This is a genomic window from Telluria sp. RB2R28 (assembly GCF_059685835.1).
Genome location: NZ_JCASIK010000001.1, coordinates 479,290 through 504,355 on the forward strand (window position 1 = coordinate 479,290; position 25,066 = coordinate 504,355).

Below are 25,066 nucleotides of genomic sequence, written 5' to 3' on the forward strand. Positions count from 1 at the left end.
GCCGGGGCGGCCCGGTCTTTTGTTCAGGCACACATATGCAGCTAGCTCAATCTGATCCGGCCATGCCGGCAACCCCGCCTGATACTGCCGCCCCGGGGGCTTTGCCCCCAAGCAGCAACGGTGACGCCCTCCATCCCGAGGTGCGTTCCACCGGCGACGATCTCGCGCTTCACATCGGTGCGCTACGCGTACCACTGCACGTCAACGCACGCGGCCTCGCGCTCGGCGTCCTCGCTACCATCGCTTTTGTCTTCGCGCTCCAATGGGCGCAAAAATTCTTCGTGCCGCTTCTGCTCGGCATTCTGATCGCGTATACCCTCAATCCTGTCGTACGCTGGCTCGAGCGCTGGCATATCCGCCGCATCGTCGGCGCCACACTGGTCACCGTCGTGATCGTGGGCGCGATGGCCGGTACCGTGTACCGGCTGCAGGGTGAATTCTTCAACATCATCGACGATCTGCCGACGCTGACATCGAAGGTCACGCGCATCCTGTCCAATACCACGGGCGAGCGCTCGACGCTGCAGCAGATGCAGGCGGCCGCGGCCGAGATCGAACGTGCGGCCAGCAATGTCGGCTCGGACGCCCGCCGCGTGACGCAGCAGCGACGCCAGAATGCCGGCGATGCGTCGTCGAGCTCGCCAATTCGTGTGATGGACTGGGTGCTGGCCGGCTCGATGAGCCTGGCTGCCTTCATGTCGCAGGCCACGATGGTGATCTTCCTTGTGTTCTTCCTGCTCCTGGCGGGCGACACATTCAAGCGCAAGCTTGTCAAGCTGACGGGGCCTTCGCTCTCGCGCAAGAAAGTCACGGTCCATATCCTGGACGACATCAATACATCGATCCAGAGCTATATGTTCATGCTGCTGGTGACCAACGTCCTGCTGGCGCTGCTGATGTGGGGCACGCTGCGCGCGATCGGTCTGGAAAATGCCGGCGCCTGGGCGGCATTTGCCGGTGTGGCGCACCTGATGCCGTATTTTGGTCCGCTCGTGATCACGGTTGCCACCGGCATGGCCGCATTCCTGCAGTTTGAAACCGTGGGCATGGTGACGCTGGTGGCGGGCGCTTCGCTCGGCATCGCGACACTGGTCGGCATGGTCGTGGCGACCTGGATGACCGGAAAGATCGCGCGCATGAATCCGGCGGCGGTCTTCGTCAGCCTGTTGTTCTGGGGCTGGCTCTGGGGCGTCTGGGGCTTGCTGCTGGGCGTGCCGCTCGTGATGGTGCTCAAGGTCGTGGCCGAGCGTGTCGAGGGGATGGAAGTGGTGTCGGAGCTGCTGGGAGAATAAGGTCGACAGCCAGGCCGCCGACCTTCGGGGTACAACGTTATTCCGCCTTGGGTTTCGGGTCCACGCCCGTTACCGACTTTGGCTTGTTACGCAAGCTACCCATCTGCAACGCATACTGGCGCGCGAATTCTGCGCCCAGGAAAAAGATCTGCGCCGAGTAATATACCCACAGCAGCAAGGCGATCAGCGAACCGGCGGCGCCAAAGCTGTCGGTGGTGCCGCTGTTGCCGATGTACAGGCCAATTCCGAACTTACCCAGCGTGAACATCGCCGCCGTGCCAAGCGCGCCGATGGCCACGTCTTTCCACGACAGTTTCACGCGCGGCAGCAGCTTGTAGATCACGCCGAACAGGGTCGCGATGACCAGAAAGCCCAGGCCCGAAGCAATCCAGCCCATGACGATCGCAGCGTCTTGCCACATACCGCTGATAAATTTCTCGGCCACCGTTGTGGCGGCGCTGATCACCAGTGACACCATCAGCAGGAAACCCAGCACCAGAATCACGCCAAACGACAGCAGACGAGTGCGGATCAGGTTCCACACGCCGCCATTTGGTGGCGCTGGCAGGTTCCAGATTTCATCCAGGCTGTCCTTGAGTTCTGAAAATACCGTCGTTGCACCGACGATCAGCAGCAATGTGGCCACGATTGTGGCAAACATGCCTGTTTCCTTGTTTTGCGCACCGGCCAGGATGGCCTGGATGGTATCCGCACCCTGGGCGCCGACGAGACCGCGCAATTCATTGAGCAATTGCCCTTGAGCTGCTTCCGCACCGTAGAAAAAACCGGCAACGGCAATCACGAGCACCAGGATCGGTGCCAGTGAAAACAATGTATAGAACGCCAGCGCAGCCCCTTTGCTGGACGCCCGGTGATCGATCCAATCCATGACTGCAGCGCGCAGCACCTTGTAGATCTGGTGCGTGTACGGGAACCATTTATTCACTGCCATAACCGCTTCTCCAAAAGAAAAGGGGGCCGAAGCCCCCTCGATCTCGCATGGTCACCGCCGACATACGGCAGTGACAGCTTCAGGTATTAACGCTGGACTGGGACTTCAACCGTGATCTGGTCGACTTCGACGCGACGGTTAGGTTCCAGGCAAGCGATCAGCTGAGCGCGGCCTTTCTGGTTGCACTCGACGACTGGGTTAGCTTCGCCCTTGCCGATAGCGCGCAGACGGTTGCCGTCGATGCCTTTGCCGATCAGATACTCACGCACAGCCATGGCGCGACGCTCCGACAGCTTCTGGTTGTAGGTTTCCGAACCCAGACGGTCGGTGTAACCGGTGATTTCGACGTTGGTGACGCTGGTGTCAGCTTGCAGGGCAGCAGCGATTTCGTCCAGCTTAGGTGCTGGGGTGATCACGACAGCCTTGTCGAAGGCGAACATCTTGGTCGCTTCGAGGGTGACTTTCTGGAAGCGTGGTGCTGGTGGTGGTGGCGGTGCGACTGGCTCAGGTGCTGGAGCTGGTGCTTCGACCACTGGTGCCGGTGCTGGCATTGGTGCTGCTGGTGGTGGGTTGAACGCGTAGTTCACGCCGACGGTCAGCATTTTGTTGTTGCTGCGCTTGAAGCCGAACAGTTCGTCATCACGCAGGAAGCCACGCACGGTGCGCAGGTCAGCTTGCAGCGACCATTGCGGGGTCAGGCTTGCTTGGAAACCGATACCAACGGTACCGTACGGCGAGTTTTTCTCGACGTTACGCAGTGGATTGTTGACCTTATCACGCTCAACACCCAGACCGAACAGGATGAATGGACGGAAACGCTCACGGCTCAGCATCAGCAGAGCGTCCGCGCCCAGCAGGGTCTGGCGGTATTCGCTGCGACCCTGTTCGAAACGGGTCTGGCTGGCGCCGACCTGGATGTCCCAGTTCTGACTGACCGCCTTACCGAACTTCAGGCCGCCACCCGTGTCGCGGTCATCAACGCCGAAGTCTGCATCTGGCTTAACGTGGTTCACGCTAGGCTGGATATACCACGATGGGTTGATCTCTTGAGCGAGGGTGGCGCCGGATGCGCACAGCAGTGCAGCAGCCAGGGCGATTTTCTTGGTGTTGTTCACAGGTAACTCCCGTTGGTTAAAATTGATGACAAAGCATGCGTCAGCAGCTAAGTTGGATAAAGCTTAACAGTGCCAGTTCCGAATCCTCGGTGCGCTACCGCACCTAATCCAAAAACGCTGTGCGATTTTACAACAGTGGTCAAATTCGCACATTTCTAAGGTGAAACGAACTGTAACGACGCTGTCATGTTGCGAGTGAGAAGGGTGCACACTGCAGAATGTCATGTTGCAGTCATGCAGGTATAGTGTTGCTTGTGCAGATGACATGAGGCGGCAGCGTCGTCATGACTTAGAGAGTTTACAAGATTGCAAAGAGTTCCACCAGCGGCGCCAAAACAACGTGTTTTGTGCTCTGCACCATGGTGCTTTCAGGAATCTTGTCGAATGTTGGATGGCGCACAGACCATGGTGTCTGATGCAGGCAATCTTGAGGCTAGTTAAGCGGAACCGAGATGTTGTCAGGGTGTCACACGACACACAGCGACCCGGACCACACAGTCTCACTCTCTATTGGAGCTAATCAATATGCATGCAACGACACAGCACAACGCAGCCGAGACCGGCGCAGTGCACACCTCCGGCAATTCGGCGCTGATCGAACGCGTCCCACCACAGCCAACCGAGCGCGCACCGATTTCGCTGGCCCCGATCGAGCGCGTGCGTTCGACGTCTGCCACCCAGCGCCGCATTGAAAACATGCAAAAGCTGATCAACGAGCTCTCGAGCCATGAAATGCTGGCCGATGAGATCGCCTGGTTCCTCAAGTTTTCGCCGTCCGGCGCCCGCAAGTACATCCGCGATCTGCGTGAAGCCGGCGTGATCGAATTGGCCCGCTACATCGAAGGCACCGCGACCTACCTGGGCAAGGCTGTGTACCAGATTTCGCCGGATCCAGACCGCGTCAAGGCGTTCCTGGCAGCGATCTGCCAGCCAAAGCGCGAAGGCGTCGCCCCACGCAAGGAGCGTCCAGGCCTGCGCGAGCAGAACATGGCTGGCAGCGGTCGTCACTTCCATATCCTGGCCGATGACACCCATTACGCCATCCGCGTCAATCGCAGCCCTGTGGCACGCGATCCACTCGTTGCAGCACTGTTCGGCCCGCCACCAGGCCAACCTGCAGTCAAGTAAGGCGCCGTAGTTGCGCCCCCGGGCTGGTGCGGTCGAGACCCGCACTGGCCACGGTCCTGACGAACGCTGTCGTCCTTCGCCGCGCATTTTGCGCGGTTTTGTTTTTTGGGCCGCGTTTTTTGCATGGCGTGTGTTGAAAACAAATCAATAGTCCTCAACTGACGTGCCATGTCGCTGTGTTTGCGCGATGCACAATCAACCAGATAGGAGTATCGATGTTACCGAGTGCCGAATCGCTGGAAGGCAAACCCGTACCCAAGGTGACGTTCAAGGCGCGCCCCGACGATCAGTGGCGCGATGTGACGTCCGATGAATTGTTCAAGGGCCGCACCGTGGTGGTCTTTTCGCTGCCCGGGGCGTTCACGCCAACCTGTTCCTCGACCCATCTGCCGCGCTACAACGAGCTGGCGCCCGTGCTGCGCTCGCATGGTGTCGATGAGGTCCTCTGTATTTCGGTGAACGACGCCTTCGTCATGAACCAATGGAAAGCAGGGCAGGACGCCGCCAACATCACCGTCATCCCGGACGGCAACGGTGACTTCACGACCGGAATGGGCATGCTGGTCGACAAGCGCGACCTTGGTTTCGGCAGCCGCTCGTGGCGCTATTCGATGCTCGTGCGCGATGGCGTGATCGACAAGATCTTCATCGAGGCCGACAAAGAGGGCGATCCGTTCGAGGTGTCGGATGCCGACACGATGCTTGACTATGTTGCGCCCCAGGCCCAGGTGCCTGAGCCAGTGGTGATGTTTTCGCGGCCCGGCTGCCCGCACTGCGCGCGCGCACGGCAAGCGCTGCAGGAACAGGACATCCATTTCACCGACATTTCCGAAGACCAGAAGATCAATTCTATCGTCTTGCGCGGCATCAGCGGCCGGATGACGTGGCCACAAGTATTCGTTGGTGGTGAATTGATCGGCGGCGCCGACGACGTGCAAGCCTGGCTCGCCAGCCGGACCTGATGATGGAAGCGCTTGCTGTCGGGTTGCTGGGCGTCGTCATCCTGGCCGCCTGGCTGGTGCCCAAGTGGCGCCTGCGCCGCGCCGTATCCCGGCCGCTGCCGCCAGGGCATGTTGCGATCCTGGCGCGCAATGTCATGCAATACAGCGGCATGGACGATCTGCAGCGGCAACAGCTGGCGCGGATGGTCCAGCATTTTCTGCATCAAAAGAAGTTTGTCGGCTGCGCCGGTCTCGAGTTGACTGACGAGATGCGCGTGACGATCGCGGGCCAGGCGTGCTTGCTGCTGCTGGGCCGTGTCGGCGGCCACGAAAAGCCGGTCAGTTATCCGACGCTCGAGATGGTCCTGGTGTATCCGGGGGCGTTTCTGGCGCCGCGCAAGCAGATCGATGCCTCCGGCGTGGTGACCGAAGAGCGGCAGGACTTGCTGGGCGAATCGTGGGGCGATGGGCGCGTCATCCTGTCGTGGGACCATGTGCGGCGCGGCGGTACTCTGGATGCGCCTGGCCACAACGTCGTGCTGCACGAATTTGCGCATCAGCTGGATAGCGAGTCTGGCAATACCAATGGTGCGCCGTATCTGGGCAGTAGCGAGCGCTACCGCAGTTGGTCCGAGGTGCTGTCGCGCGATTACGCGAACTTGCAGCACGATGCCATGTGGGGCAGGCAGGGTGTGCTCGACCATTACGGCGCCACCAATCCCGCGGAATTTTTCGCTGTCGCCACGGAGAGCTTCTTTGAGCAACCGCATCAGCTCGCTGCGCGCCATCCTGCGTTGTATGACGAATTCCTCAAGTATTACAGGATCGATCCACGTCAATGGCAAAGCACCCCACCTGCGCCCGTGGAGGAACCGCCGCAGTATGGCGTGGTCTGTGGGCAGTGGCGCTGAACGCTGAAGCCGTCAGATCTGTAGCGATCGCCTGCGACAGGGTGCGTGCGGCGCCGTACAGATGGGTCGCTGCTGCGGGCGCATGCTGGCCTCTCTATCCAGGAGAACTTGCCCATGTCTATGATCATCGCAGGACGTTTCCAGCTTCAGGAGGAGGTCGACCGCGCGTGCAGCGCACTGGTCGACGCCGGTTTTGAAGCCGATCGCATCAGCGGCTTCTATCTGAGCCAGCCGGGCCAGCACGATATGACGCCCATCGGGGGCGACAATTTGCAGTCGCCCGGTGCGAAGGATACGCCCGAAGGTGTTGTCCAGGGCATGGCGACGGGTGGTGCGGTGGGCGTAGCCGTTGGCGCGGCAACGTCACCTGTTACCGGGCCGATCGGGCCGATCGTCGGCGGGCTCGTGGGCGGGCACATCGGTTCGCTGTTCAGTTTTTCAAAGATGAAAGACCGGGGCGAACCGGAAGAGGGCGGCGAAAACGCAGTAGCGCCGCGCACGGCCGGCATGCTGGTGGCGGTCGCATTTACCGATCCCGCGCTGGAAGCCCGCGCGGTCGACCTGCTGCGCGGGCTCGGCGCACATCATATCGAGCGTGCGCAGGGCAATATCGTTGCCGGGGACTGGGCCGATTTCGATCCGTCGAGCCTGCCGGACGTGATTGCCTGAGCGTGTTAGTGGGGTTCGGCTGACGTCCTTGTGTCAGTGCACGGGGCAGATCAGGTCTTGGCGGGCGAACCCGGCTTGAGCGTCTTGAGTGTGGCGTTGTGGAGCTGTATTCTCTCCAGCGCAGCGCTCACCTGCGAAAACTGGCCCCTGGCGATGCTGCCGACCAATAACAGAATCCCGCCAACGAGCCCGGTGACTTCGCCGATGACACCGATGCGGCGGATCTTTTCGGCAGCCTCTGCCGTCAGGGCCATCAGCCGATGTTGTGGCTCTTTTAGATCCTGGATCACGAAGGTGGCCGCGTCGGCGTACAGCGCATGGGCGTACTGGCGCAGCAACCGCTCATCGTCGGTCAATGCGCGCATCAGGGCCTTTTGCGCATCCGGCATGGTGCGATCGTTGTAACCCGCAATCTCTTGCAGGATACGTTCGTGCAGATCATCGGCGATACAGACCACACTGTCGGCCAGGTCAACGACGCATTGCATGGTCGATAGCGCATTGGCGCGATTGGCGCCGTCTGTATCGAACCCGGTTGCGGCGGCTTGCTGTGCAGCTGGCGGCATGCCAGGCGTCACTGTTGCGACGATCGCGTCGGGCGTGGATGGCTGGTTGGGCAGAGGCGATGCCGCCTGCTGGCGCGGAGCGGCCGGTGGTGGTGGCGTGTTTGCTTCGTCGGATGCGCCGTGGTCAGGATTGCTGTGTGAAGATGTCGCCATGATATTCCCCATTATTCGCCGCTGAGAGCGTCGCGGATCAGATTCAGGTCGTGAACATAGCCCGCCAGCATATGGCGCGTTTCCTCGCTGCTGAGCTTATCCATGTTCTCACGCATTTTCTGGTGGCCCAGTGCCACCTTGGTCAGGCCCTGCTGGGCCAGCTTGTAGCGGCGGTCGATCAGTTTGTACTCGGCTGTCTTGTTTTGCAAATGCACCTTGGCCAGCGTCACCAGCATGCGATCGGCATTGCGGTTGGCCATCGGAATTTCGGCATTGAAGAGGCCCAGCACGGTCTTCCGTTCATTCTCGTTGGCCTTTTCATAGATGCGGGTCAGCACGATCATTGCATCGATCAGCGTCTGCACATCGGCATTCCCATCGCGCACCATGGTGTCGACGCTGCGGTTCTGGTAGCGGGAAGTGATCACCCGCGTCAGCAGTCGGGTCATCCCTGTATAGGCTGCCACGTGCCGCTGCTGCAAGCCCGAGTCCGTCATCGCCTTGAGACCGCTTCCCAGATCATCGATGCGCCCGGACAAGTCGTACCGGCCATCGCCCGCCAGCGAGCTCAATGTCTGCATATACAACACGAGTGTTTTCTGAATCGCAATAAAATCATCAAACACCGCCCGCCGCCGTGCATCGGTATCGCGCGCCACGCGCTCGGCCTGCGGCGACAGATACGGCAACTCGCGCTCATAGGTATCCCGATACCGGCGCGACAACTCCGCATACCCGCCCAGCCTGGCCGACGCATCCGCAAATTCCCGCACCTCACCCAAGCTGACCTGCCCCGTAGAAGCACACCCGGCCACCAACACCCCCACCAGTACCAGCACCCTGCGCGTCATACGACCTCCCGTACCACAAAAGCCCATTCTTCCCACCCACCTGCCACACAACTTTGTTTTTCCTCAATATCCACCCATTAACATCACCAAAATAAAAATGAGGGTCAGAGTCGAATTAAATGACAACTTTAAAAGTTATCAAACAATTCGACTCTGACCCTAATTGATAAGTAATTGATTTTGAGGAAGTCGATAATGCAACAATCTTCTGGTGAATTGATTCCCGTATGTTGCTCAATAATTCGACTCTGACCCTCATTAAATACAAGGCCAAAAGCAGCTAAGCGGTAATAAAAGGGCCTCGCAGAGGAAGCTATTTTTTATTTGATATTGATTCGCGAACTTCTGCCAGTTTCGGGAATCTGCAGCAGCAAAAACAATGAGGGTCAGAGTCGAATTAAATGACAACTTTTAAAGTTGTCAAACAATTCGACACTGACCCTCATTGTTGGGTAAGAGCTCTGGCGATATTAACCTTCAGGTGACATCGAATTAGCGAGTGATGTAACAAAGTTTCTCGATAATTCGACTCTGACCCTGATTAGGACCCTGATTAGGTTAGCGGTCGCGGCGTACTGCGGAGGCGGGGCGTGGGCCGCTGCGTTTCGCGGCTGCGGGGGCGCCGCCGGGGGCACGGGGCTTGTTGCCGCCGCCGCCGTTACCACCACCGCCGCCGCCGCCGTTACCACGGCCACCGCCGTTGCCGCCGCCCGGACGACCGCCGCGGCCGGTGTGGCCTGGGGCGCCGCTGCGCAGCTGGATTGGTTGTGGCTTGGCGTTCATGTCCGGCTCGAAGCCTTCGATCACTTCGCGTGGCAGCGTTTGCTTGATCAGCTTTTCGATGTCTTTCAACATCTGGTGTTCGTCGACGCACACCAGCGATACGGCTTCGCCCGTCGCGCCGGCACGGCCCGTGCGGCCGATGCGGTGGACGTAGTCTTCCGGGATGTTCGGCAGGTCGTAGTTCACCACGTGTGGCAACTGGTCGATGTCGATGCCGCGCGCAGCGATGTCGGTGGCCACCAGCACTTGCAGGCTGCCGTCCTTGAACTCGGCCAGCGCCTTGGTGCGTGCCGACTGGCTCTTGTTGCCGTGGATCGCCATCGCGCCGATGCTGTCCTTGCCCAGCTGTTCGACCAGCTTGTTGGCGCCGTGCTTGGTGCGCGTGAAGACCAGCACCTGGGTCCAGTTGTTCGCCTTGATCAGGTGGGACAGCAGCGGGTGCTTCTTGTCGCGGTCGACCGGGTGGATCTTTTGCGCGATGACTTCAACGGTCGAGTTGCGGCGCGCCACTTCGATCATCTGCGGGTTGTTCAGCAGGCGATCGGCCAGTGTCTTGATCTCTTCCGAGAACGTGGCCGAGAACAGCAGGTTCTGGCGCTTGGCCGGCAGCAGCGCCAGCACTTTGCGGATGTCGTGGATGAAGCCCATGTCCAGCATGCGGTCGGCTTCGTCCAGGATCAGGATTTCCACCTTCGACAGGTCGACGGTGCCCTGGCCAGCGTGGTCCAGCAGGCGGCCAGGCGTGGCGACCAGAATGTCGACGCCATGCTTGAGCAGCTTGATCTGGGGATTGATACCGACGCCGCCAAAGATGACGGCCGAATTCAGGTTCGTGTACGTGCCATACAGGCGCACGCTTTCCTCGACCTGGGCCGCGAGTTCGCGGGTCGGGGTCAGCACCAGCGCGCGGATCACGCGTGGCGAGGTCTTGTTTTTCTGCGCTGCGCCGATCGTGTCGTTCGACAGGCGATGCAGGATCGGCAGCGTGAAGCCAGCCGTCTTGCCGGTACCGGTCTGGGCGCCGGCGAGCAGGTCGCCGCCGTTCAGCACGGTAGGGATGGCCTGGCTCTGGATCGGGGTCGGGGCGGTATAGCCTTGTTCGGTTACCGCGCGCACGATCGCGTCAGAAAGACCAAGTGAAGAAAATGACATAGATTTTTTCAGTAAAAAAGCGGCCCGTCGCCATGCTTGGCGGCAGTCCTGGAATCGGATTGATCGATGCAGGCGCGCAAGCTAGCGGGCGCCCGGACGCTGCCGCAAAGGCGGCTGGCAGGGATTATAGTGAAGTGTATTTCACTGTAGAAAGTATTTGATGCGGAACTCTGTAACGTATTGTACAAAAACACAGGCCACTGGCAAGCACCGCCTGCGAGTGGCCTGACTGTTACAACGTGTATTTTACGCGAAAGGCGACAACAGCGGGACAAGCGCGCCGAAAACCTTCGGGCCGGCGGCGATCACGTCGCCCTTGTTCAGGTAATCGGACTCGCCGCTGAACTCGCCGACGATGCCGCCAGCTTCCGTCACCAGGAGGGCGCCGGCGGCGATGTCCCAGATTTTCAGGTTCTTTTCAAAGAAGCCGTCGATGCGGCCGGCGGCCACGTTGGCCAGTTCCAGCGCTGCCGAACCGCCGCTGCGCACGCCATGGCTGCGCGAGGCGACAACTTCGTACATGCGCAGGTATTCAGCCAGTGCGCGTGGATCCGGACCGTGGCCCGACGACAGCAGCGCGCGGCCGATGCGCTCGGTGCTGCGCACGCGGATACGCTTGTCGTTCAGGTAGGCGCCGCCGCCCTTGGTGGCGGTAAACAGGTCGTTGCGGACCGGGTCGTAGACCAGGCCGTTGGTGATCACGCCGCGCTGCTTGAGCGCGATCGAGATGCAGTAGTTAGGGTAGCCGTGCAGGAAGTTGGTGGTGCCATCGATCGGGTCGATGATCCACACGTTTTCACTCTCGTCGTTCAGATTGGCTGATGCACCGCTTTCCTCGGCCAGGATGGCATGGCCCGGATACGCCTTGAGCAGCGTTTCGACGATTTCATGCTCCGCCGCCTGGTCGACGTCGGTGACGAAATCGTTGTGTTGCTTTTCCGAAACGACGATGCGGTCGATGTCGAAGGACGCACGGTTGATGACGGTGGCGGCGCGGCGGGCGGCCTTGATGGCCGTGTTGAGCATTGGGTGCATGGAGGCTTTTCCGTAAGAACGCGAACGCCCACTCACGCACCGATGGGGCGCCGTGAACGATCAGCTATTGAAGAGTGATTAAAGAGCAGGGTGGCGCCGGAACCCGTTACAATCCGGGGCTTGCCCCCGCTACCGTAAAACCGTCCGCACCACGCGATGGTCGCTATTGTAAATGAACCCGACCCAAACCGACACTTCTTCTTTCAGAGCGCAGCCGCTGTTCGGCCGTTTGCGATTCGTCCTCGTCGAAACGAGCCGCGCCGGCAACATCGGCTCGGTCGCGCGCGCAATGAAAACGATGGGCTTTACCGATCTGGTGCTGGTCACGCCGAAGTGCGCCGACTTCGTCAACGATCCCGAGGCAATCGCCTTTGCCAGCGGCGCGGGGGATGTCCTGAACAACGCGCGGGTCGTGCCCGATATCGGCGCGGCCCTTGACGGCTGCAACTTCGCCGCCGCGGTCTCGGCCAGATTGCGTGAATTCTCGCCCCCCGTCTGGACCCCGCGCGCGTTTGCCGAACACGCCGGCGCTGCGCCTGAACTACGGGCAGCGATCGTGTTTGGCAACGAGCGCGTCGGACTGCCGAACGACATCGTCGAGCGCTGCAATGTCTTGATCAACATCCCGGCCAATCCTGATTATTCGTCGTTGAACCTGTCGCAGGCGGCCCAGGTGCTGGCCTACGAGGCGCGCATGGCCTCTGTCAGCGGCGCGCCCGCTACGCGTGGCGTCGGCTTCCAGGGCGACGCTGCCAGCGTGACCCAGATCGACGGCATGTACGCGCACCTCGAGCAGGCCCTGGTCGCCATCGGGTTTCTGAATGCCGACAACCCGAAAAAGCTCATGCCGCGCATCAAGCGCATGTTCGCGCGCGGTGGCCTGGAACTCGAAGAAGTCAACATCCTGCGCGGCATCGCCCGCGCAATCCTGAAGGACGCGCCACCCCGTTGATGCGCTTGCCGCGCCAGGCCTATACTCGTCTCATGGACACCGACCGCATCGCCCCAATCCTGCGCCGCGCCCGCTCTTCGAACAGGTTGCCGACATGAGTTCGCGCCTGCTGCTGCGCCTGGTCCTGCTCGTGCAGGCGCTGATCGCCTGTGCCATCGCCGCAGGTGCCGCCCGGGCCGGCGCCGGGTCGTGGCAAGCCATTGCCATCGGCGTCATGAGCGTGGTGCTGGTGCGCCTTGCGATCAACGCAAACAATTTTGTGATGAGCCGGCGCGTCGCCAGTCCCACGCCGCCCCGGCACCAGCTCGGGCCAGCCGCCGCGGTGCGCATGCTCGGCGAAGAATTCGGCGCCAGCATGCTGGCCAGTTCCTGGCACATGCCGCGCGCGCGGCCCCATACACGCATCCATCCTGATTGCCGCACGCCCCCGGTCCTGCTGCTGCACGGCTACGGCTGCAACAGCGGCTACTGGGCGCACCTGACGCCGCTGCTTGAGGCGGCCGGCATCAGCCACGCCACGCTCGATCTGGAGCCGCTCACCGGCGACATCGACGGCTTTGCCGATGCGATCGAAAAGGGCGCAACACGCTTGCGGCGCGCAGCCGGCGCGCAGCAGGTCATCGTCGTCGGCCACAGCATGGGCGGCCTGGCCGCGCGCGCCTGGCTGCGCCGGCATGGCAGCGCGCATGCGGCGCGCGTCATCACGCTTGGCACGCCGCATCACGGCACATGCCTGGCGGCGTTCGGGATCGGTATCAACGCCATGCAGATGCAGCGCGCGGGTGTCGATGGGCCCGCCTGCACATGGTTACGCGCGCTCGCCGCGCACGAAGATGCCGCCACGCGCGCGCGCATCACGTCGATCTACACGCACCACGACAATATCGTGGCGCCGCAGACATCGGGACACCTGGAGGGTGCACGCAACCTCGAACTGGGCGGCGTCGGCCACGTCGCGCTGGGCCGCAACCGGCGCGTGCTGGCGCTTGTCATGGACGAGATCGGACGCGTGCCGACAGCCAGTCCGGCACCCCCCGTTTTGCGTGAATCCACCCCGCGCCCCAGCGTGGTACAGTGATGTCAATAACGCATCCTTTGGAGCACCCAGTGGCGCGCATCCTGATCATCGAAGACAACCCGGCGAACATCGAACTGATGTCGTTCCTGCTCAGCGCCTACGGCCACGCGCCATTGAGTGCGGCCGATGGCCCCCGCGGCGTGGCCGCTGCGCGCAGCGAGCGCCCCGACCTGATCGCCTGTGACGTGAATCTGCCCGGCATGGACGGTTTTGCCGTGCTGGCCGAGCTCAAGGGCGATCCGGCGCTGGCCGGTGTGCCGATCCTGGCCGTGACCGCGCTGGCAATGACGGGCGACCGTGAAAAAGTGCTGGCTGCCGGCTTCGATGGCTATATCAGCAAGCCGATCGAACCCGAAAGTTTCGTCGCGGAGCTCGAAGCCTTTCTGACAACCACACCAGCGTCGGCTCCGGCGCCGGCAGCGGCCACGCCTCCAGCCCCGGCTCAAACCCAGTCAACCGCGGCAACCGCGTCAATCGATGCTGCAGCCACGCCGCATGCCGGCGCACGCACGCTGCTGCTGGTCGACGACGACCGCTTCATGCTCGGGGTGCTCAACGACATGCTCGTCGGCCAGCCGTACCGGGTGCTCAGCGCCTGCTCGGGCGAGGAAGCGCTCCAGGTGCTGTCGCACGAGCCGGTCGAAGTCATCCTGTGCGACCAGGCCATGCCCGGCATGCGCGGCACCGAGGTGCTGGCCGAGGCGGCAGCACGCTATCCGAAGACGGTGCGCCTGATGCTGTCGGGCCAGCCCGACCTGACCGACATCGAAGCGGCCATCAAGAGCGGCGTGGCCGATGGCCATTACATCAAGCCGCTCGGCGCGCGGGCACTGCGCGAGCAGCTCGGCGAAGCCTTCCGCCTGCAGAGCGCGCGCAGGACCGGCTAACACGAATCGCCGGCCAGTCAACCGGCAGATGGCTCGATAGAACGACCGTTCGATGATATCCTTGCGGGAACAAACACGAACAGCGGCCTACATGCAACAAAAAGCACCGCGCCGGACCCGTGAACGTATCCTCGAGCTCTCGCTCAGGCTGTTCAACGAGTTCGGCGAGCCCAACATCACGACCACCGTCATTGCCGAGGAGATGAATATCTCGCCCGGCAATCTGTACTACCATTTCCGCAACAAGGACGACATCGTCAATTCGATCTTCGTCCAGTTCGAGGCGGAGATCGAGCGCATCCTGACGGTGCCGGCCGGGCGCCGCTCGAACATGGAAGACGTGTGGCTGTACCTGCACCACATGTTCAAGCTGATCTGGCGCTACCGCTTCTTCTACCGCGACCTGAACGATCTGCTGTCGCGCAACCGCAAGCTCGAACTGCACTTCAAGGCCATCCACGCGCACAAGATCAAGGTGGCGCGCCAGCTGTGCGAAGACTTGCGCAGCGAAGGCTCGCTCGACGCGTCCGACCAGCAGATCGGCGCCATGGCCACCAATATGGTGGTCGTGGCGACCTACTGGCTCTCGTTCGAGTACGTGCGCAACCCCCGCAAGTACAGCGAGCAGCAGGCCATCGCCGACGCGCTCGCGCGCGGCTGCTACCAGGTGCTGTCGATGGTCGGCCCCTACCTGAATGGCGAGACGCGCGTCCTGTTCGAGAAACTGTCTGACGACTACCTTAAAAAACTGTCGGCCGACGCCAGGCCCGGCGCCGACTTCCTTTGAAAATGCACACGATGAAAACCCTTGCTGTCTACTGCGGCGCCGCGCAAGGCGTCAACCCTGTCCACGCCAATGCGGCGCGCCTGCTGGCGCGCGCAATGGTCGACCACAATATCAGCCTCGTCTACGGCGGCGGCAAGGTCGGCCTGATGGGCGTGATTGCCGATGAAGTGCTGCGCCTGGGCGGCGAAGCCACCGGCGTCATCCCGCGCGCCCTCGTTGAACGCGAAGTGGGCCACGCGGGCCTGACGCGCCTGTTCGTCGTCAAGGACATGCACGAGCGCAAAGCCATGATGGCCGACCTGTCCGAAGGCTTCATCGCCATGCCGGGCGGGATGGGCACGCTGGAGGAACTGTTCGAGATGGTGACCTGGGCCCAATTGGGCATCCACGCCAAGCCAATTGGCCTGTTGAACGTGAACGGCTTCTATGACGGCCTGCGTGCCTTCGTGGGCCACCAGGTGGCCGAAGGGTTCGTGCGGCCCGAGCACGAAGACCTGATGATCGCCGACAGCGATCCCGACATGCTGATCCAGCGCCTGCGCGCGGCAGTACCGGTCGTGCTGGAGTCGAGCCTGCCAGCGGCGGCGGCCGACGAGTTGAAAGGCTAGTGCTGAAAGGCGAGCCTGAAAGGTCAGGCGACTTCGATCCGGTCGCGTCCGGCCGCCTTGGCCCGGTACAGCGCCTTGTCGGCGCGGCTGATCGCTTCCGTGAACGGTTCCCCATCGCGCCGTTCGGCCAGGCCGGCCGAAAAACTGATCCGCCGCGCCGGCGTCATGCCGTCGATCTGCAGCGCGTGCACGCGCGTGACGATGCGTTCCAGTACATGGCGCGCCGCCTGCGGTGTGGCGTCCGGCAGCAGCAGCAGAAATTCTTCGCCGCCCCAGCGCGCCAGCGTGTCGTGCTCGCGCAGCGCGCCATGTGCTGCGCCGGCAAAGCCGCGCAGCACGGCGTCGCCCACGGCGTGCCCATACTGGTCGTTCACTTGCTTGAACAGGTCGAGGTCGAGCAGCGCCACACAGCTGGCGGAGGACGCCGAGCGCCGTTCTTCGGCGCCCAGCAACTCGTTCATGTAGCGGCGATTGGCCAGCGACGTCAATTCGTCGACGGTGGCAAGCGTACGGATGGTGTCGAGGGCCGTCAGCAGCTCCTGCCTGCTGGCCTTCATGCGCCGGCGCAGCTTGGTCATTTCGCTGGCCAGCAGCGTGGTCGCCAGCAATGCCGCGGCCAGGTAGCCGAAGCTCATCGCTTCGACGGCGGGCGGGTGGCCCAAGGGATCGATTGCCTGCAAATACCACATGATGCCGGCCATGCCGCCCAGCGCGGCGCCGGCCAGCAGCAGTGCGCGGCGCGGGTGCATGGCGAACGTGCAGAAGGCGATGGCCACCACCAGCATGCTCAGGAGCGAGGAGCGCAGGGGGCCGGCGATCGCATAGCCGGCAATGGTGCAGCCGATCGCGAACAGCGATTGCAGCGCAGCGAGCATGTCGGGCGCAATCTTCAGCCGCGTGCTGAAATGGATCAGGGCATAGAACGCAAGCGTGCCGCATGCTGCGACGACGCTCAGCGCCAGCGCAGGGCCGCGCGGCGTGTAGCCGGCCCCGACTTGCGCCGCCAGCAGGCCCATGGTGGCCAGATACAGCATGGCAGTGGCGATCCAGTAGTTGCGCATGCGGCGCTGCATGAGCGCCTCATGGGCCGGCGCAGCGGTCGTCCCGGTGCTATTCGGCGCACGGGTCATGCGCGCCTCCTGCGCTGCCTGCGAGCAGGCGTGCAATGTCGCCGGCCGGGAGCGGCCGGCTGAACAGGTAACCCTGCATTTCGTCGCAGTCGTTGGCGCGCAGGAAGTCGCGCTGCTGTTCGGTCTCGACGCCTTCGGCAATCACGCGCAGGTCGAGCTTGTGGCCCAGCGAGATCACGGCCATCGCGATCGCCTGGTCGTCGGGCGAGTCGGCCAGGTCGGCGACAAATGACTTGTCGATCTTGAGGCGGCTGATCGGGAACGACTTGAGCGCCGACAGGCTCGAATAGCCGGTGCCGAAGTCGTCGATCGACAGCGCCACGCCCATTGCTTCGAGTTCGCGCATCTTGTCGACCGAGCGGCCCAGGTCGCGCATGATCAGGCTTTCGGTGACCTCGACTTCGAGGCCGTCGGCCGGCAGGCCGCTGATGCGCAGGGCATCGGCGACGCGTTCGACGAGGCGCTTGTCTTCGAACTGGCGCGCCGAGACATTCACCGACACGCTGACCGGGGGCAGGCCCGCCGTGCGCCAGGCCTGGGCCTGGGCGCAGGCGGTGCGCAGCACCCAGTCGCCGATCTGCACGATCAGGCCACTCTCTTCGGCCAGGCCGATGAAGCGCAGCGGCGAGACCAGGCCCTGCTCTGGGTGGTGCCAGCGAATCAGCGCCTCGACGCCGAACAGGCAATTCGTGCGCAGGTCGACCTTGGGCTGGTACAGCAGCTGGAACTGGCAGGGGCCCGGATAGTCTTCGGCGCAGGTGTCGATCGCCGCGCGCAGGCCTTCGAGCAGCACGAGCTTTTCGTCGACGCTCTCGTTCATTTCGCTGACGTAGTACTGCACGTTGTTGCTGCCCAGTTCCTTGGCGCGGTACATGGCCACGTCGGCGTGCATCATGAGGGCGTTGGCGCTGGCGCCGTCGCGCGGGTAGAACGTCACGCCGACGCTGCAGCTCACTTGGACCTCCTGGCCCTCGACCAGCACCGGCTCGGTCACAGCTTCGCGCACCCGCTCAAGCAGCGGCGCGATCGCCATCGGGTCGCCCGCGAGGTCCGGCAGCAGGATCACGAATTCATCGCCGCCAAAGCGCGCCAGCGTATCGTCGCTGCGCAGGCAGCGATGCATGCGCGCGCCGACCACCTTGAGCAGTTCGTCGCCGGCGTTGTGGCCCAGCGTGTCGTTGACCAGTTTAAAACCATCAAGGTCGATGAACGCGAGACCAACCGCGCGGCCCGCTTCGGCAGCGGTGACGATCGCCTGGCCCAGGCGCTCGCGCAGCAGGCTGCGGTTGGGCAGGCCGGTCAGGTCGTCGTGGTGCGCCAGATGGCGGATGCGCTGCTCGCCCATCTTGCGCTCGGTGATGTCGCGCACGATCACGACGACGCCATCCTCGACCGCCACCGCCTGGCGGTGCAGCCAGACACCGGGCTGGGGCAGGGTCTGCGCCTGCCACTCCGTTTCGCGCGCAATGCCGTCGCGCGCTACCGCCGACAGGTCGTCGAAGACGGATTGACTGATCGACGGTGGCAGCAGGCCCGATATCGGCTTGGCTGCCATCTGCTGCTTGGTCAGGCTGGTGAAGCGCTCGGCGCGGCTATTGGTGGTGGCAACCACGAAATCACGCACTTCGCCGCGCGGACCGAACACGGTGCGCAGCACAAAGAAAGCGTCGGGACTGGCTTCGGATGCAGCCGCGTAGGTTTCCTGCGCCAGCCGTTCGCGCCGGCGCGCCTTGGCCAGCTGCCACGACCATGCGCTGACCAGGATCACGACGGCAATCAGGAGTGCGCTGGCCGCACCCGCGCCAAGCAGCCAGGCGCGCCGGCCCTGGTAGAACCCGGCCATCTGCTCCGCTTCGGACAGGCCGGCCACTGCGACCAGCGGGAAGCTGTTCATCGGCCGGCTGGCGACAGTACGGGCTTCGGCGTCGAGCACGGGTGCACCGCGCGCGGTCGTGCCGGCCGCCACGCCACCGTTTGCGCCCGGCACGAAGCGCTGGCCCCACGATACCGTGTCGCCCACGCGCAGCGCGCGCAGCATGCCGTCGGTGCCGGCCATGCCAAGCAGGCCGCGATCGCCCTGGCGCGAGCGCTCGTAGCCGCTGGTGAAATAGGCCGGATCGAGCGCGACGACGGCCACGCCGGAGAAGCGCCCGGCCGCATCGTTGATGCGGCGCGAAAAGTGGACGGTCGGTTCCCTTGAGTACTCGCTCAGGCTGGTCAGGCTGACGAACGGCACGTCGTCGCGGGACTGGCGATGAAACTCGAACCAGGCGGTGCGTGCCAGGTCATGCTTCTTCGATGCGGGATTGCTGGCGACGATGTGTCCGCTGGCGTCGCTGATCTCGACCTGGAACACGAGGCCGGGTGGCAGCAGACCCTTGGCTTCGAGGGCGGGCAGGGCGCCGGTCGGGCCATTCTGTTCGACCGCGTACTTCAGCACGCGCAGGGTCTGGTCGATCGCGCTCAGGCTGCGCGCCAGTTGCGCTTCATAGGTGTCGAGCAGTTCCTGGGTCGCGTCGCGCGTGGCCACGACAGCGGCGCGGCGCTCGGAGTCGATCACGTGCAGCGTGCCGAACCACATTGCGCCCAGCAGCGCCAGCGCGAACAGCGGCAGCGAGATGTGCGTCTCGAGCGCCAGGCCAAGCCAGCGCGCGAGCAGGCCGCGCACGCGCGGCGCGCCTGCCGGCGACTCGCCGTCGCTGGCGAGCGACGGCCCGCTGGGACGCGCAAGCATGTTCATGGCGTGCTCACTGCAGCACCAGCACGGGGCGCACGGACGGGTCGAGCGCGGCGCGCTCGATGTAGCCGATCATCGACGGGTTGTCGGCCACCATGCGGCGCACGGCGGCGTCGCTTGCGGCTTCGCGCGGTGGCTGGCCGCGGCCGGTGAACACCATCTTGGACCAGTGGGCCTTGAGCAGCGCCGGGGTCTTGCCGGTGAGCTGGCGATAGAACAGGTCGCGCTGCGCCGCGCCCAGCCCCTGGTCGATGGCGACGGCGGCCGCGCCATCCGGGAAGCGGCCCGTCTGGCCGAGGAAGATGGCGCTGACCTGCTCGGCGTTGAGCACCGGGTTCGGGTTGCGGCTCGAGACGATGACGACCAGTTCGGCCGACGCGCTCGTGGCGACGAAGCACAGCGTGCACAGGGCCAGCATGTGGCGGGAATAGGTACCGAGGCGTGTTTTCATCGGCGTCAAAAGACAAAGTCCAGCGCAATGCTGGTCACGTTAGTCGTGCGATCCGAACGAAACGCAGGCGTGGAATTGATCAGGGTGCCGCGCGAGCCGCCGCGCGGCCGCACGCTCTCGAATTGCAGCTTGAGGGCGACGTCGGTGGCGACGTCCCAGCGTACGCCGGTGCTCCAGGTGGTCTGGATCGGAATCGTCGCCAGCAGCGTGTTCAGCGCGCCGTTGATCTGGGCGGCGCCGGCGGCGACCGGCGGGGGCAGGCCTTGCAGTGACAGGCCGGGGTCGGACGTCGCCACATCGGCGCGGATCTGTGCATAGCCGATGTACGGCGTGAAAGCGCCCTGGCGCCAGCCGGCGCCGACATACACCGACGTTCCGCCGCCGAGCAGGGAGTCGGTGCGGGTGCGTCCCGTTTCGGCAGTGACGAACCAGGCGCCGGGATCGTAGCTGGCGCCGGCGCTGATCATCGTCACGCGCTTGTCAACGATGGCGTAGCGCTCGGCCAGCATCTGGCCCTGCGGGCCGAACATGCGCAGGCCCGCGAACAGGTCGGCGGCAATGTCGGTGTTCAGGCGCGCACGCGCCGCTGACAGACGCACGGTCAGGGAGCCGTAGTCGATGCTGTGCGACAGGCCCAGGATGTTTTCGGCGTCGATTTGCAGGCCAAAGCCCAGGTCCTGGTCGGTGCTGCCCGAAAACACCTGCGTTGCGTGACGCACGGCGCCCGCGTTCCAGCGCCAGGTCGCGTCGACGCCGTCGCTGCTTGAAATCGGCAATGCGCCGTAGACTTCGACCGGCGTGCGCACCCACGGAATGGTGTAGCCGACCTTGCGCGATTCGGCGCCAAGAAAGACGGGCAGTGCGATACGGCCGACGCGCACGTCGAGATCGGGCGTGATCTGGTACTTGATATTGGCCCATTCGACGCGTGGACGGTAACTGCCATTCAGGCGCTGCTCGCTGATCACCTGCAGCACGCCCGACCAGGCGCCCTGGCCCACGTCGAGCTGGGCGCCGAGGCGGCTGTCGACGTTGGGGCTCCAGGAGCCGGATACGCCGGCGCCGCTGGCGCGCAGGATGGACGAGGTGAAATCGGCATCGCGGTTGTTCGAATGGACGACGCCGAGCGTGCCGAAGCCGGACAGCTTCCACGTGGGACCTGCGGCGGTATCAGGTGCCGGGTCGGCGGCCTGTGCCTCTTCTTGTGTCTGTGCCTGTGCCTGAAGGGGCGTGCAGGCGAGCACACAAGTGGCAAGTGCGGCAGGCAATAGCGTGCCGGGAAAATAGTGCGAAAGCATGTGATGTGATATTGGCGCCGTGGACCTGTGCGGTGTCGGGTGACGCCGGACCAGAATCCGAGGACTCTAGCGAAGCGTACCTGCAATGTCGAGCAGTGCTCAACAGGACAGACGAATGGCAGTGATTCTGTTGCGCATGTGCAACGACAGTTGCACATGGTAACATCAACGCGCTAGCGGCGCTGGCTCGGCATTCCACAGGCGTGCGCCCGCCAGATCGAGCCACGTCAGATACAGCCGCACGTCGAATTCCAGCTGGTGATAGGCCGGTTCCATCCAGCAGCACAGCTTGTAGAACGCCTTGTCGTGTTCTTTTTCCTTCAGGTGCGCCAGCTCGTGTACGGCAATCATGCGCAGGAATGGCAGCGGTGCATCGCGAAACAGGCTGGCAATGCGGATTTCGTGCTTGGCCTTGAGGCGCCCGCCCTGGACGCGCGAGATGGCCGTATGCAGGCCGAGCGCATGCTGGACCACCTGGATCTTGCTGTCGAAGGCGACTTTCGAGACGGGCGCGGCCTGGCGCAGGTACTCGTCTTTCAGGTCCTGGACGTAGTCGTACAGCGCGCGGTCGGTGCGGATGCCGTGCGGCGCCGGATAGCGCTGGCGCAGCGTGTCGCCAAGACGGTCTTGCGCGATCAGGCCGCTGACCTGCGTGCGCAGTTGCTCGGGATAGGCGGTCAGGTATTTCAGGGTGTGCATAAGCCGGGCAATGTACCACAGGGGGTGGCGCCGTGCCTGGCGTGTAAACAGAGCCGACACAAGCGGCCCAGGCGCCCAATATGGGCGACGCCAGATAAAAGCGTCGTTCCCGCACCGGGGGGGAACGACGCTGCCAGGACTAGGTGTCCTTGCTGCTCTGGCGATTGCCTTTGTCGGCCATGGCCGCTGCCGCCGCGCGCTGCGCCGACTGCCGGCTTTCGCCGCCCTTGCGGCCGATGTCGGCCATGTGCGCGCGGTTGCGGCTGACGGCTTCGCCGCCTTTCTGGCCGGCGCGGCGCGCTTCTTCGGAATCGAATTCGTGCGCCGTCCCTTTTTGATGCGCCGCCTGGCCGCCCTTGCTGGCGATTTCACGTTGCTGGTTCTGGTCCATTGCTGCGAAACCCCGCTTGGCCGGTTGCCCGCTCTTCTGGGCACTGCCGGTACCAGTGCCGGTACCTTTGCTGCCGTTCTCTTTGCTCGCCATGTCGATCTCCTTGTGCCCGTGGGGCTGTCAGTGGAAGAGGTCGTGCCCGATGCCACGAGCGCACACAGGATGCGCTCTCGTGTTTAGAGAAACGTGGTGAGCGTTAGTTCCGCCGTTTTCACGCGAGGGGGGCCAGAGACGGTATTGGTGCGACTAGGCGTCGGCCACCTTCAGTACCAGCTTGCCCAGATTGCGCCCTTCAAACAGCATCAGGAGCGCCTGCGGGAATTGCTCGAAGCCGTCGACCACGTGCTCGTGACTGGCGATCTCGCCGGCCGCCAGCCACGCGCCCAGTTCTGCGACTGCCTCATGGTAGCGTGGGGCGTAGTCGAACACCACCATGCCTTCCATCCGCGCGCGGTTCACCAGCAACGCCAGGTAGTTCGCCGGTCCCTTCACGGGCGCGGTGGCGTTGTATTGCGAGATCGCCCCGCAGATCACGATCCGCGCCTTCATGTTGATGCGCGTGAGGACGGCGTCGAGGATGTCGCCGCCGACATTGTCGAAATAAACGTCCACGCCCTGCGGGCAATGCTGCTTGAGCGCCGCGTGCAGGCCGCCGGCCTTGTAGTCGATGCAGGCATCAAAGCCCAGTTGCTCGACGACGAAGCGGCATTTCTCGGCGCCGCCCGCAATGCCGACCACGCGGCAGCCCATGCGTTTGGCGACCTGGCCCACGGTCATGCCGACGGCGCCGGCGGCGCCCGAGACCACGACCGTGTCGCCGGCCTTGGCCTGGCCCACGTCGCGCAGGCCGAAGTACGCCGTCATGCCCGGCATGCCGAGCAGGTTGAGCCACGCCGTAAGGTTGCCGATGCGTGGATCGATTTTGACGAAGCCGGCGTTCTTGTCATCGGCGGTTCCGGACCAGTAGCGCTGCACGCCGGTGCCGCCGGCAATATGGTCGCCCACCGCAAAGCGGGGCGAGCGCGACGCCACCACGACGCCCAGCCCACCGGCGCGCATGACTTCGCCGATGGCGACCGGGCGGATATACGATTTGCCTTCGTTCATCCAGCCGCGCATGGCCGGGTCGAGCGAGAGGTACAGCACCTTGACCACGATTTCGCCCTCAGCGGGCGCCGGCACCGCCTGTTCGTGCAGTTGCCAGTCGTGGGCCTGCGGCAGCCCGACCGGGCGGGCAGCGAGCAGGAATTGCTGATTGGGTGGAAAGGTGTCGGTCATGCGGGTCTCCCTGGCTGGTTGAATGATCTCTGCCAGGAAGTCTATACCGCGCCGTCGCCCGGCGCGCGCTGCGCATGCGACAATAGCGGGTTCCCCCACCGATCAATCCGTTCAAAGCACCGCACCAATGGCTATCAAAGCGACCATCTACAAGGCTGACCTGTCGATTGCAGACATGGACCGCAACTATTACCAGGAACACAGCCTGACGATCGCCCGGCATCCGTCCGAGACCGATGAGCGCGTGATGATCCGCGTGCTGGCCTACGCGCTGCACGCCGACCCGGCGCTGGCGTTTACGAAAGACCTGTTCGACGTCGACGAGCCGGCGCTGTGGCTCAAGGACCTCACCGGCGCCATCGACCTGTGGATCGAAGTGGGCCAGCCCGACGAAAAGCGCCTGCTGAAAGCGGCCGGCCGGGCCGAGAAAGTGATCGTCTACAGCTACAGCGCAACCAGCAGCATCTGGTTCAAGGGCATCGCCAACAAGATCGAGCGCGCGAAAAACGTCAGCGTGATCAATATCCCGGCCGACATCAGCGCCCAGCTCGAAAAAATGGCGTCGCGCTCGATGGCGCTGCAATGCACGATCCAGGATGGCCAGGTGTGGCTGACTGACGGCACCGACACCGTGCTGGTCGAGCGTGAAGCCTTGCGCGGCGCAGTGTAAGATTGTATTTTTCACTGACTCTACTTTGCCAAGGATTGCCATGACCCGTCACCTGATCGCCGCGCTTGCCGCGGGCCTGTTTTCCGTCTCCGCGCTGGCCCAGGTCACCGTGACCGAGCCCTGGGTGCGCGCCACCGTGCCGGCCCAGAAAAGCACGGGCGCCTTCATGCAGCTGCAATCGGCCACGCCTGCGCGTCTGCTCGAAGTGCGCACGCCGGTGGCCGGCCGCGCCGAAATCCACGAGATGGCGATGGAAGGCCAGGTGATGCGCATGCGTCAGGTGAAGAGCATCGATCTGCCGGCCGGCAAGCCAGTCGTGCTGGCCTCGGGCGGCTATCACGTGATGCTGCTGGACCTGAAGCGCCAGCTGAAAGAAGGCGAGAATGTCGATCTGACCCTGGTGGTGCAGGACGCCGCCGCCAAGCGCCAGGAAGTGAAAGTGTCGCTGCCGGTCATGCCGCTGACGCACAGCGGCAAGCCGGCAGCGCAGGATGCGCACGGCGCGCACGCGGGCCACGCCGGTCACTGAGCTGCTAAGCCGCTGAGCGCAGC

25 protein-coding genes are annotated in these 25,066 nt (G+C 63.6%); 12 read left to right on the forward strand and 13 right to left on the reverse strand.

Annotation, left to right across the window (positions count from 1 at the left end):
- Positions 1 to 35: 35 nt before the first annotated feature.
- Positions 36 to 1,292, forward strand: coding sequence for an AI-2E family transporter (locus AC56LV_RS02085; protein WP_332529896.1), 1,257 nt, complete (start codon positions 36 to 38; stop codon positions 1,290 to 1,292).
- A gap of 37 nt (positions 1,293 to 1,329) precedes the next feature.
- On the opposite strand, the gene AC56LV_RS02090 is transcribed toward AC56LV_RS02085, so the two are convergent.
- Together AC56LV_RS02090 and AC56LV_RS02095 are read right to left on the reverse strand one after the other, a co-directional pair.
- Positions 1,330 to 2,244, reverse strand: a complete 915-nt coding sequence (locus AC56LV_RS02090) for a YihY/virulence factor BrkB family protein (RefSeq protein WP_499555650.1) — start codon at positions 2,242 to 2,244, stop codon at positions 1,330 to 1,332.
- 86 nt (positions 2,245 to 2,330) lie between these two features.
- Positions 2,331 to 3,359: an OmpA family protein gene (locus AC56LV_RS02095; protein WP_499452995.1), complete on the reverse strand. Its 1,029-nt coding sequence runs from the start codon at positions 3,357 to 3,359 to the stop codon at positions 2,331 to 2,333.
- A gap of 525 nt (positions 3,360 to 3,884) precedes the next feature.
- On the opposite strand from AC56LV_RS02095, the gene AC56LV_RS02100 reads away from it, so the two are divergent.
- From AC56LV_RS02100 to AC56LV_RS02115, 4 genes are all read left to right on the forward strand, one after another.
- A complete protein-coding gene (locus tag AC56LV_RS02100; protein ID WP_183550722.1) occupies positions 3,885 to 4,487 on the forward strand; it encodes a winged helix-turn-helix domain-containing protein in 603 nt (200 codons plus the stop codon).
- Between the two features lie 215 nt (positions 4,488 to 4,702).
- Positions 4,703 to 5,449 carry a glutathione peroxidase gene (locus AC56LV_RS02105; RefSeq protein WP_499555652.1) on the forward strand — a complete coding sequence of 249 codons (747 nt, stop codon included), beginning with the start codon at positions 4,703 to 4,705 and terminating at the stop codon, positions 5,447 to 5,449.
- A gap of 2 nt (positions 5,450 to 5,451) precedes the next feature.
- Positions 5,452 to 6,339, forward strand: a complete 888-nt coding sequence (locus AC56LV_RS02110) for a M90 family metallopeptidase (protein WP_499555654.1) — start codon at positions 5,452 to 5,454, stop codon at positions 6,337 to 6,339.
- A gap of 114 nt (positions 6,340 to 6,453) precedes the next feature.
- Positions 6,454 to 7,008 carry a hypothetical protein gene (locus AC56LV_RS02115; RefSeq protein WP_499555656.1) on the forward strand — a complete coding sequence of 185 codons (555 nt, stop codon included), beginning with the start codon at positions 6,454 to 6,456 and terminating at the stop codon, positions 7,006 to 7,008.
- Positions 7,009 to 7,058: 50 nt separating this feature from the next.
- Here the strand turns inward: AC56LV_RS02115 and AC56LV_RS02120 are convergent, their stop codons facing one another.
- The 4 genes from AC56LV_RS02120 to AC56LV_RS02135 all read right to left on the reverse strand — a co-directional run bounded on the left by AC56LV_RS02120 (position 7,059) and on the right by AC56LV_RS02135 (position 11,539).
- Positions 7,059 to 7,727, reverse strand: a complete 669-nt coding sequence (locus tag AC56LV_RS02120; RefSeq protein ID WP_499555658.1) for a hypothetical protein — start codon at positions 7,725 to 7,727, stop codon at positions 7,059 to 7,061.
- A gap of 11 nt (positions 7,728 to 7,738) precedes the next feature.
- Positions 7,739 to 8,578 carry a hypothetical protein gene (locus AC56LV_RS02125; RefSeq protein ID WP_499555660.1) on the reverse strand — a complete coding sequence of 280 codons (840 nt, stop codon included), beginning with the start codon at positions 8,576 to 8,578 and terminating at the stop codon, positions 7,739 to 7,741.
- A gap of 558 nt (positions 8,579 to 9,136) precedes the next feature.
- A complete protein-coding gene (locus AC56LV_RS02130) occupies positions 9,137 to 10,513 on the reverse strand; it encodes a DEAD/DEAH box helicase (protein WP_499555662.1) in 1,377 nt (458 codons plus the stop codon).
- Positions 10,514 to 10,759: 246 nt separating this feature from the next.
- The gene (locus tag AC56LV_RS02135; protein WP_183553544.1) at positions 10,760 to 11,539 is read right to left on the reverse strand and encodes an inositol monophosphatase family protein; all 780 of its coding nucleotides are present in this window, start codon (positions 11,537 to 11,539) and stop codon (positions 10,760 to 10,762) included.
- A 181-nt stretch (positions 11,540 to 11,720) separates the two neighbouring features.
- Between AC56LV_RS02135 and AC56LV_RS02140 the strand changes: the two genes are divergently transcribed.
- The 5 genes from AC56LV_RS02140 (at position 11,721) to AC56LV_RS02160 (ending at position 15,860) form a co-directional block, all read left to right on the forward strand.
- Positions 11,721 to 12,500 (forward strand): RNA methyltransferase, encoded by a 780-nt coding sequence (locus AC56LV_RS02140; RefSeq protein WP_499555664.1) that lies wholly within the window; start codon positions 11,721 to 11,723, stop codon positions 12,498 to 12,500.
- A 94-nt stretch (positions 12,501 to 12,594) separates the two neighbouring features.
- The gene (locus AC56LV_RS02145) at positions 12,595 to 13,578 is read left to right on the forward strand and encodes an esterase/lipase family protein (RefSeq protein WP_499555666.1); all 984 of its coding nucleotides are present in this window, start codon (positions 12,595 to 12,597) and stop codon (positions 13,576 to 13,578) included.
- A 29-nt stretch (positions 13,579 to 13,607) separates the two neighbouring features.
- Positions 13,608 to 14,465 (forward strand): response regulator, encoded by an 858-nt coding sequence (locus AC56LV_RS02150; RefSeq protein ID WP_499555668.1) that lies wholly within the window; start codon positions 13,608 to 13,610, stop codon positions 14,463 to 14,465.
- A gap of 91 nt (positions 14,466 to 14,556) precedes the next feature.
- Positions 14,557 to 15,252 carry a TetR/AcrR family transcriptional regulator gene (locus AC56LV_RS02155; protein WP_183550752.1) on the forward strand — a complete coding sequence of 232 codons (696 nt, stop codon included), beginning with the start codon at positions 14,557 to 14,559 and terminating at the stop codon, positions 15,250 to 15,252.
- A gap of 11 nt (positions 15,253 to 15,263) precedes the next feature.
- Positions 15,264 to 15,860 (forward strand): LOG family protein, encoded by a 597-nt coding sequence (locus AC56LV_RS02160; RefSeq protein WP_499555670.1) that lies wholly within the window; start codon positions 15,264 to 15,266, stop codon positions 15,858 to 15,860.
- 23 nt (positions 15,861 to 15,883) lie between these two features.
- On the opposite strand, the gene AC56LV_RS02165 is transcribed toward AC56LV_RS02160, so the two are convergent.
- From AC56LV_RS02165 to AC56LV_RS02195, 7 genes are all read right to left on the reverse strand, one after another.
- The gene (locus AC56LV_RS02165) at positions 15,884 to 16,990 is read right to left on the reverse strand and encodes a diguanylate cyclase domain-containing protein (RefSeq protein WP_499555672.1); all 1,107 of its coding nucleotides are present in this window, start codon (positions 16,988 to 16,990) and stop codon (positions 15,884 to 15,886) included.
- Positions 16,971 to 19,730, reverse strand: a complete 2,760-nt coding sequence (locus AC56LV_RS02170; RefSeq protein WP_499555674.1) for a bifunctional diguanylate cyclase/phosphodiesterase — start codon at positions 19,728 to 19,730, stop codon at positions 16,971 to 16,973. Before AC56LV_RS02170 ends, AC56LV_RS02165 begins: the two co-directional genes overlap by 20 nt.
- Before the next feature lie 7 nt (positions 19,731 to 19,737).
- On the reverse strand, positions 19,738 to 20,178 hold the full coding sequence (locus tag AC56LV_RS02175) for a phosphate ABC transporter substrate-binding protein (protein WP_332529913.1): 441 nt from the start codon (positions 20,176 to 20,178) through the stop codon (positions 19,738 to 19,740).
- Between the two features lie 5 nt (positions 20,179 to 20,183).
- On the reverse strand, positions 20,184 to 21,476 hold the full coding sequence (locus AC56LV_RS02180) for a hypothetical protein (protein WP_499555677.1): 1,293 nt from the start codon (positions 21,474 to 21,476) through the stop codon (positions 20,184 to 20,186).
- Between the two features lie 165 nt (positions 21,477 to 21,641).
- Positions 21,642 to 22,175 (reverse strand): YgjP-like metallopeptidase domain-containing protein, encoded by a 534-nt coding sequence (locus AC56LV_RS02185; protein ID WP_499555679.1) that lies wholly within the window; start codon positions 22,173 to 22,175, stop codon positions 21,642 to 21,644.
- A gap of 139 nt (positions 22,176 to 22,314) precedes the next feature.
- Entirely contained in the window at positions 22,315 to 22,659 is a 345-nt protein-coding gene (locus AC56LV_RS02190; RefSeq protein WP_499555681.1) for a KGG domain-containing protein, read from the reverse strand.
- A 153-nt stretch (positions 22,660 to 22,812) separates the two neighbouring features.
- Positions 22,813 to 23,844 (reverse strand): NADP-dependent oxidoreductase, encoded by a 1,032-nt coding sequence (locus AC56LV_RS02195; RefSeq protein WP_499555683.1) that lies wholly within the window; start codon positions 23,842 to 23,844, stop codon positions 22,813 to 22,815.
- 127 nt (positions 23,845 to 23,971) lie between these two features.
- Here AC56LV_RS02195 and AC56LV_RS02200 point away from each other — a divergent pair, with 127 nt between their 5' ends.
- Together AC56LV_RS02200 and AC56LV_RS02205 are read left to right on the forward strand one after the other, a co-directional pair.
- Positions 23,972 to 24,514 (forward strand): YaeQ family protein, encoded by a 543-nt coding sequence (locus tag AC56LV_RS02200; protein ID WP_499555685.1) that lies wholly within the window; start codon positions 23,972 to 23,974, stop codon positions 24,512 to 24,514.
- A gap of 40 nt (positions 24,515 to 24,554) precedes the next feature.
- A complete protein-coding gene (locus tag AC56LV_RS02205) occupies positions 24,555 to 25,043 on the forward strand; it encodes a copper chaperone PCu(A)C (protein ID WP_499555687.1) in 489 nt (162 codons plus the stop codon).
- The last annotated feature ends 23 nt before the right edge of the window (positions 25,044 to 25,066 follow it).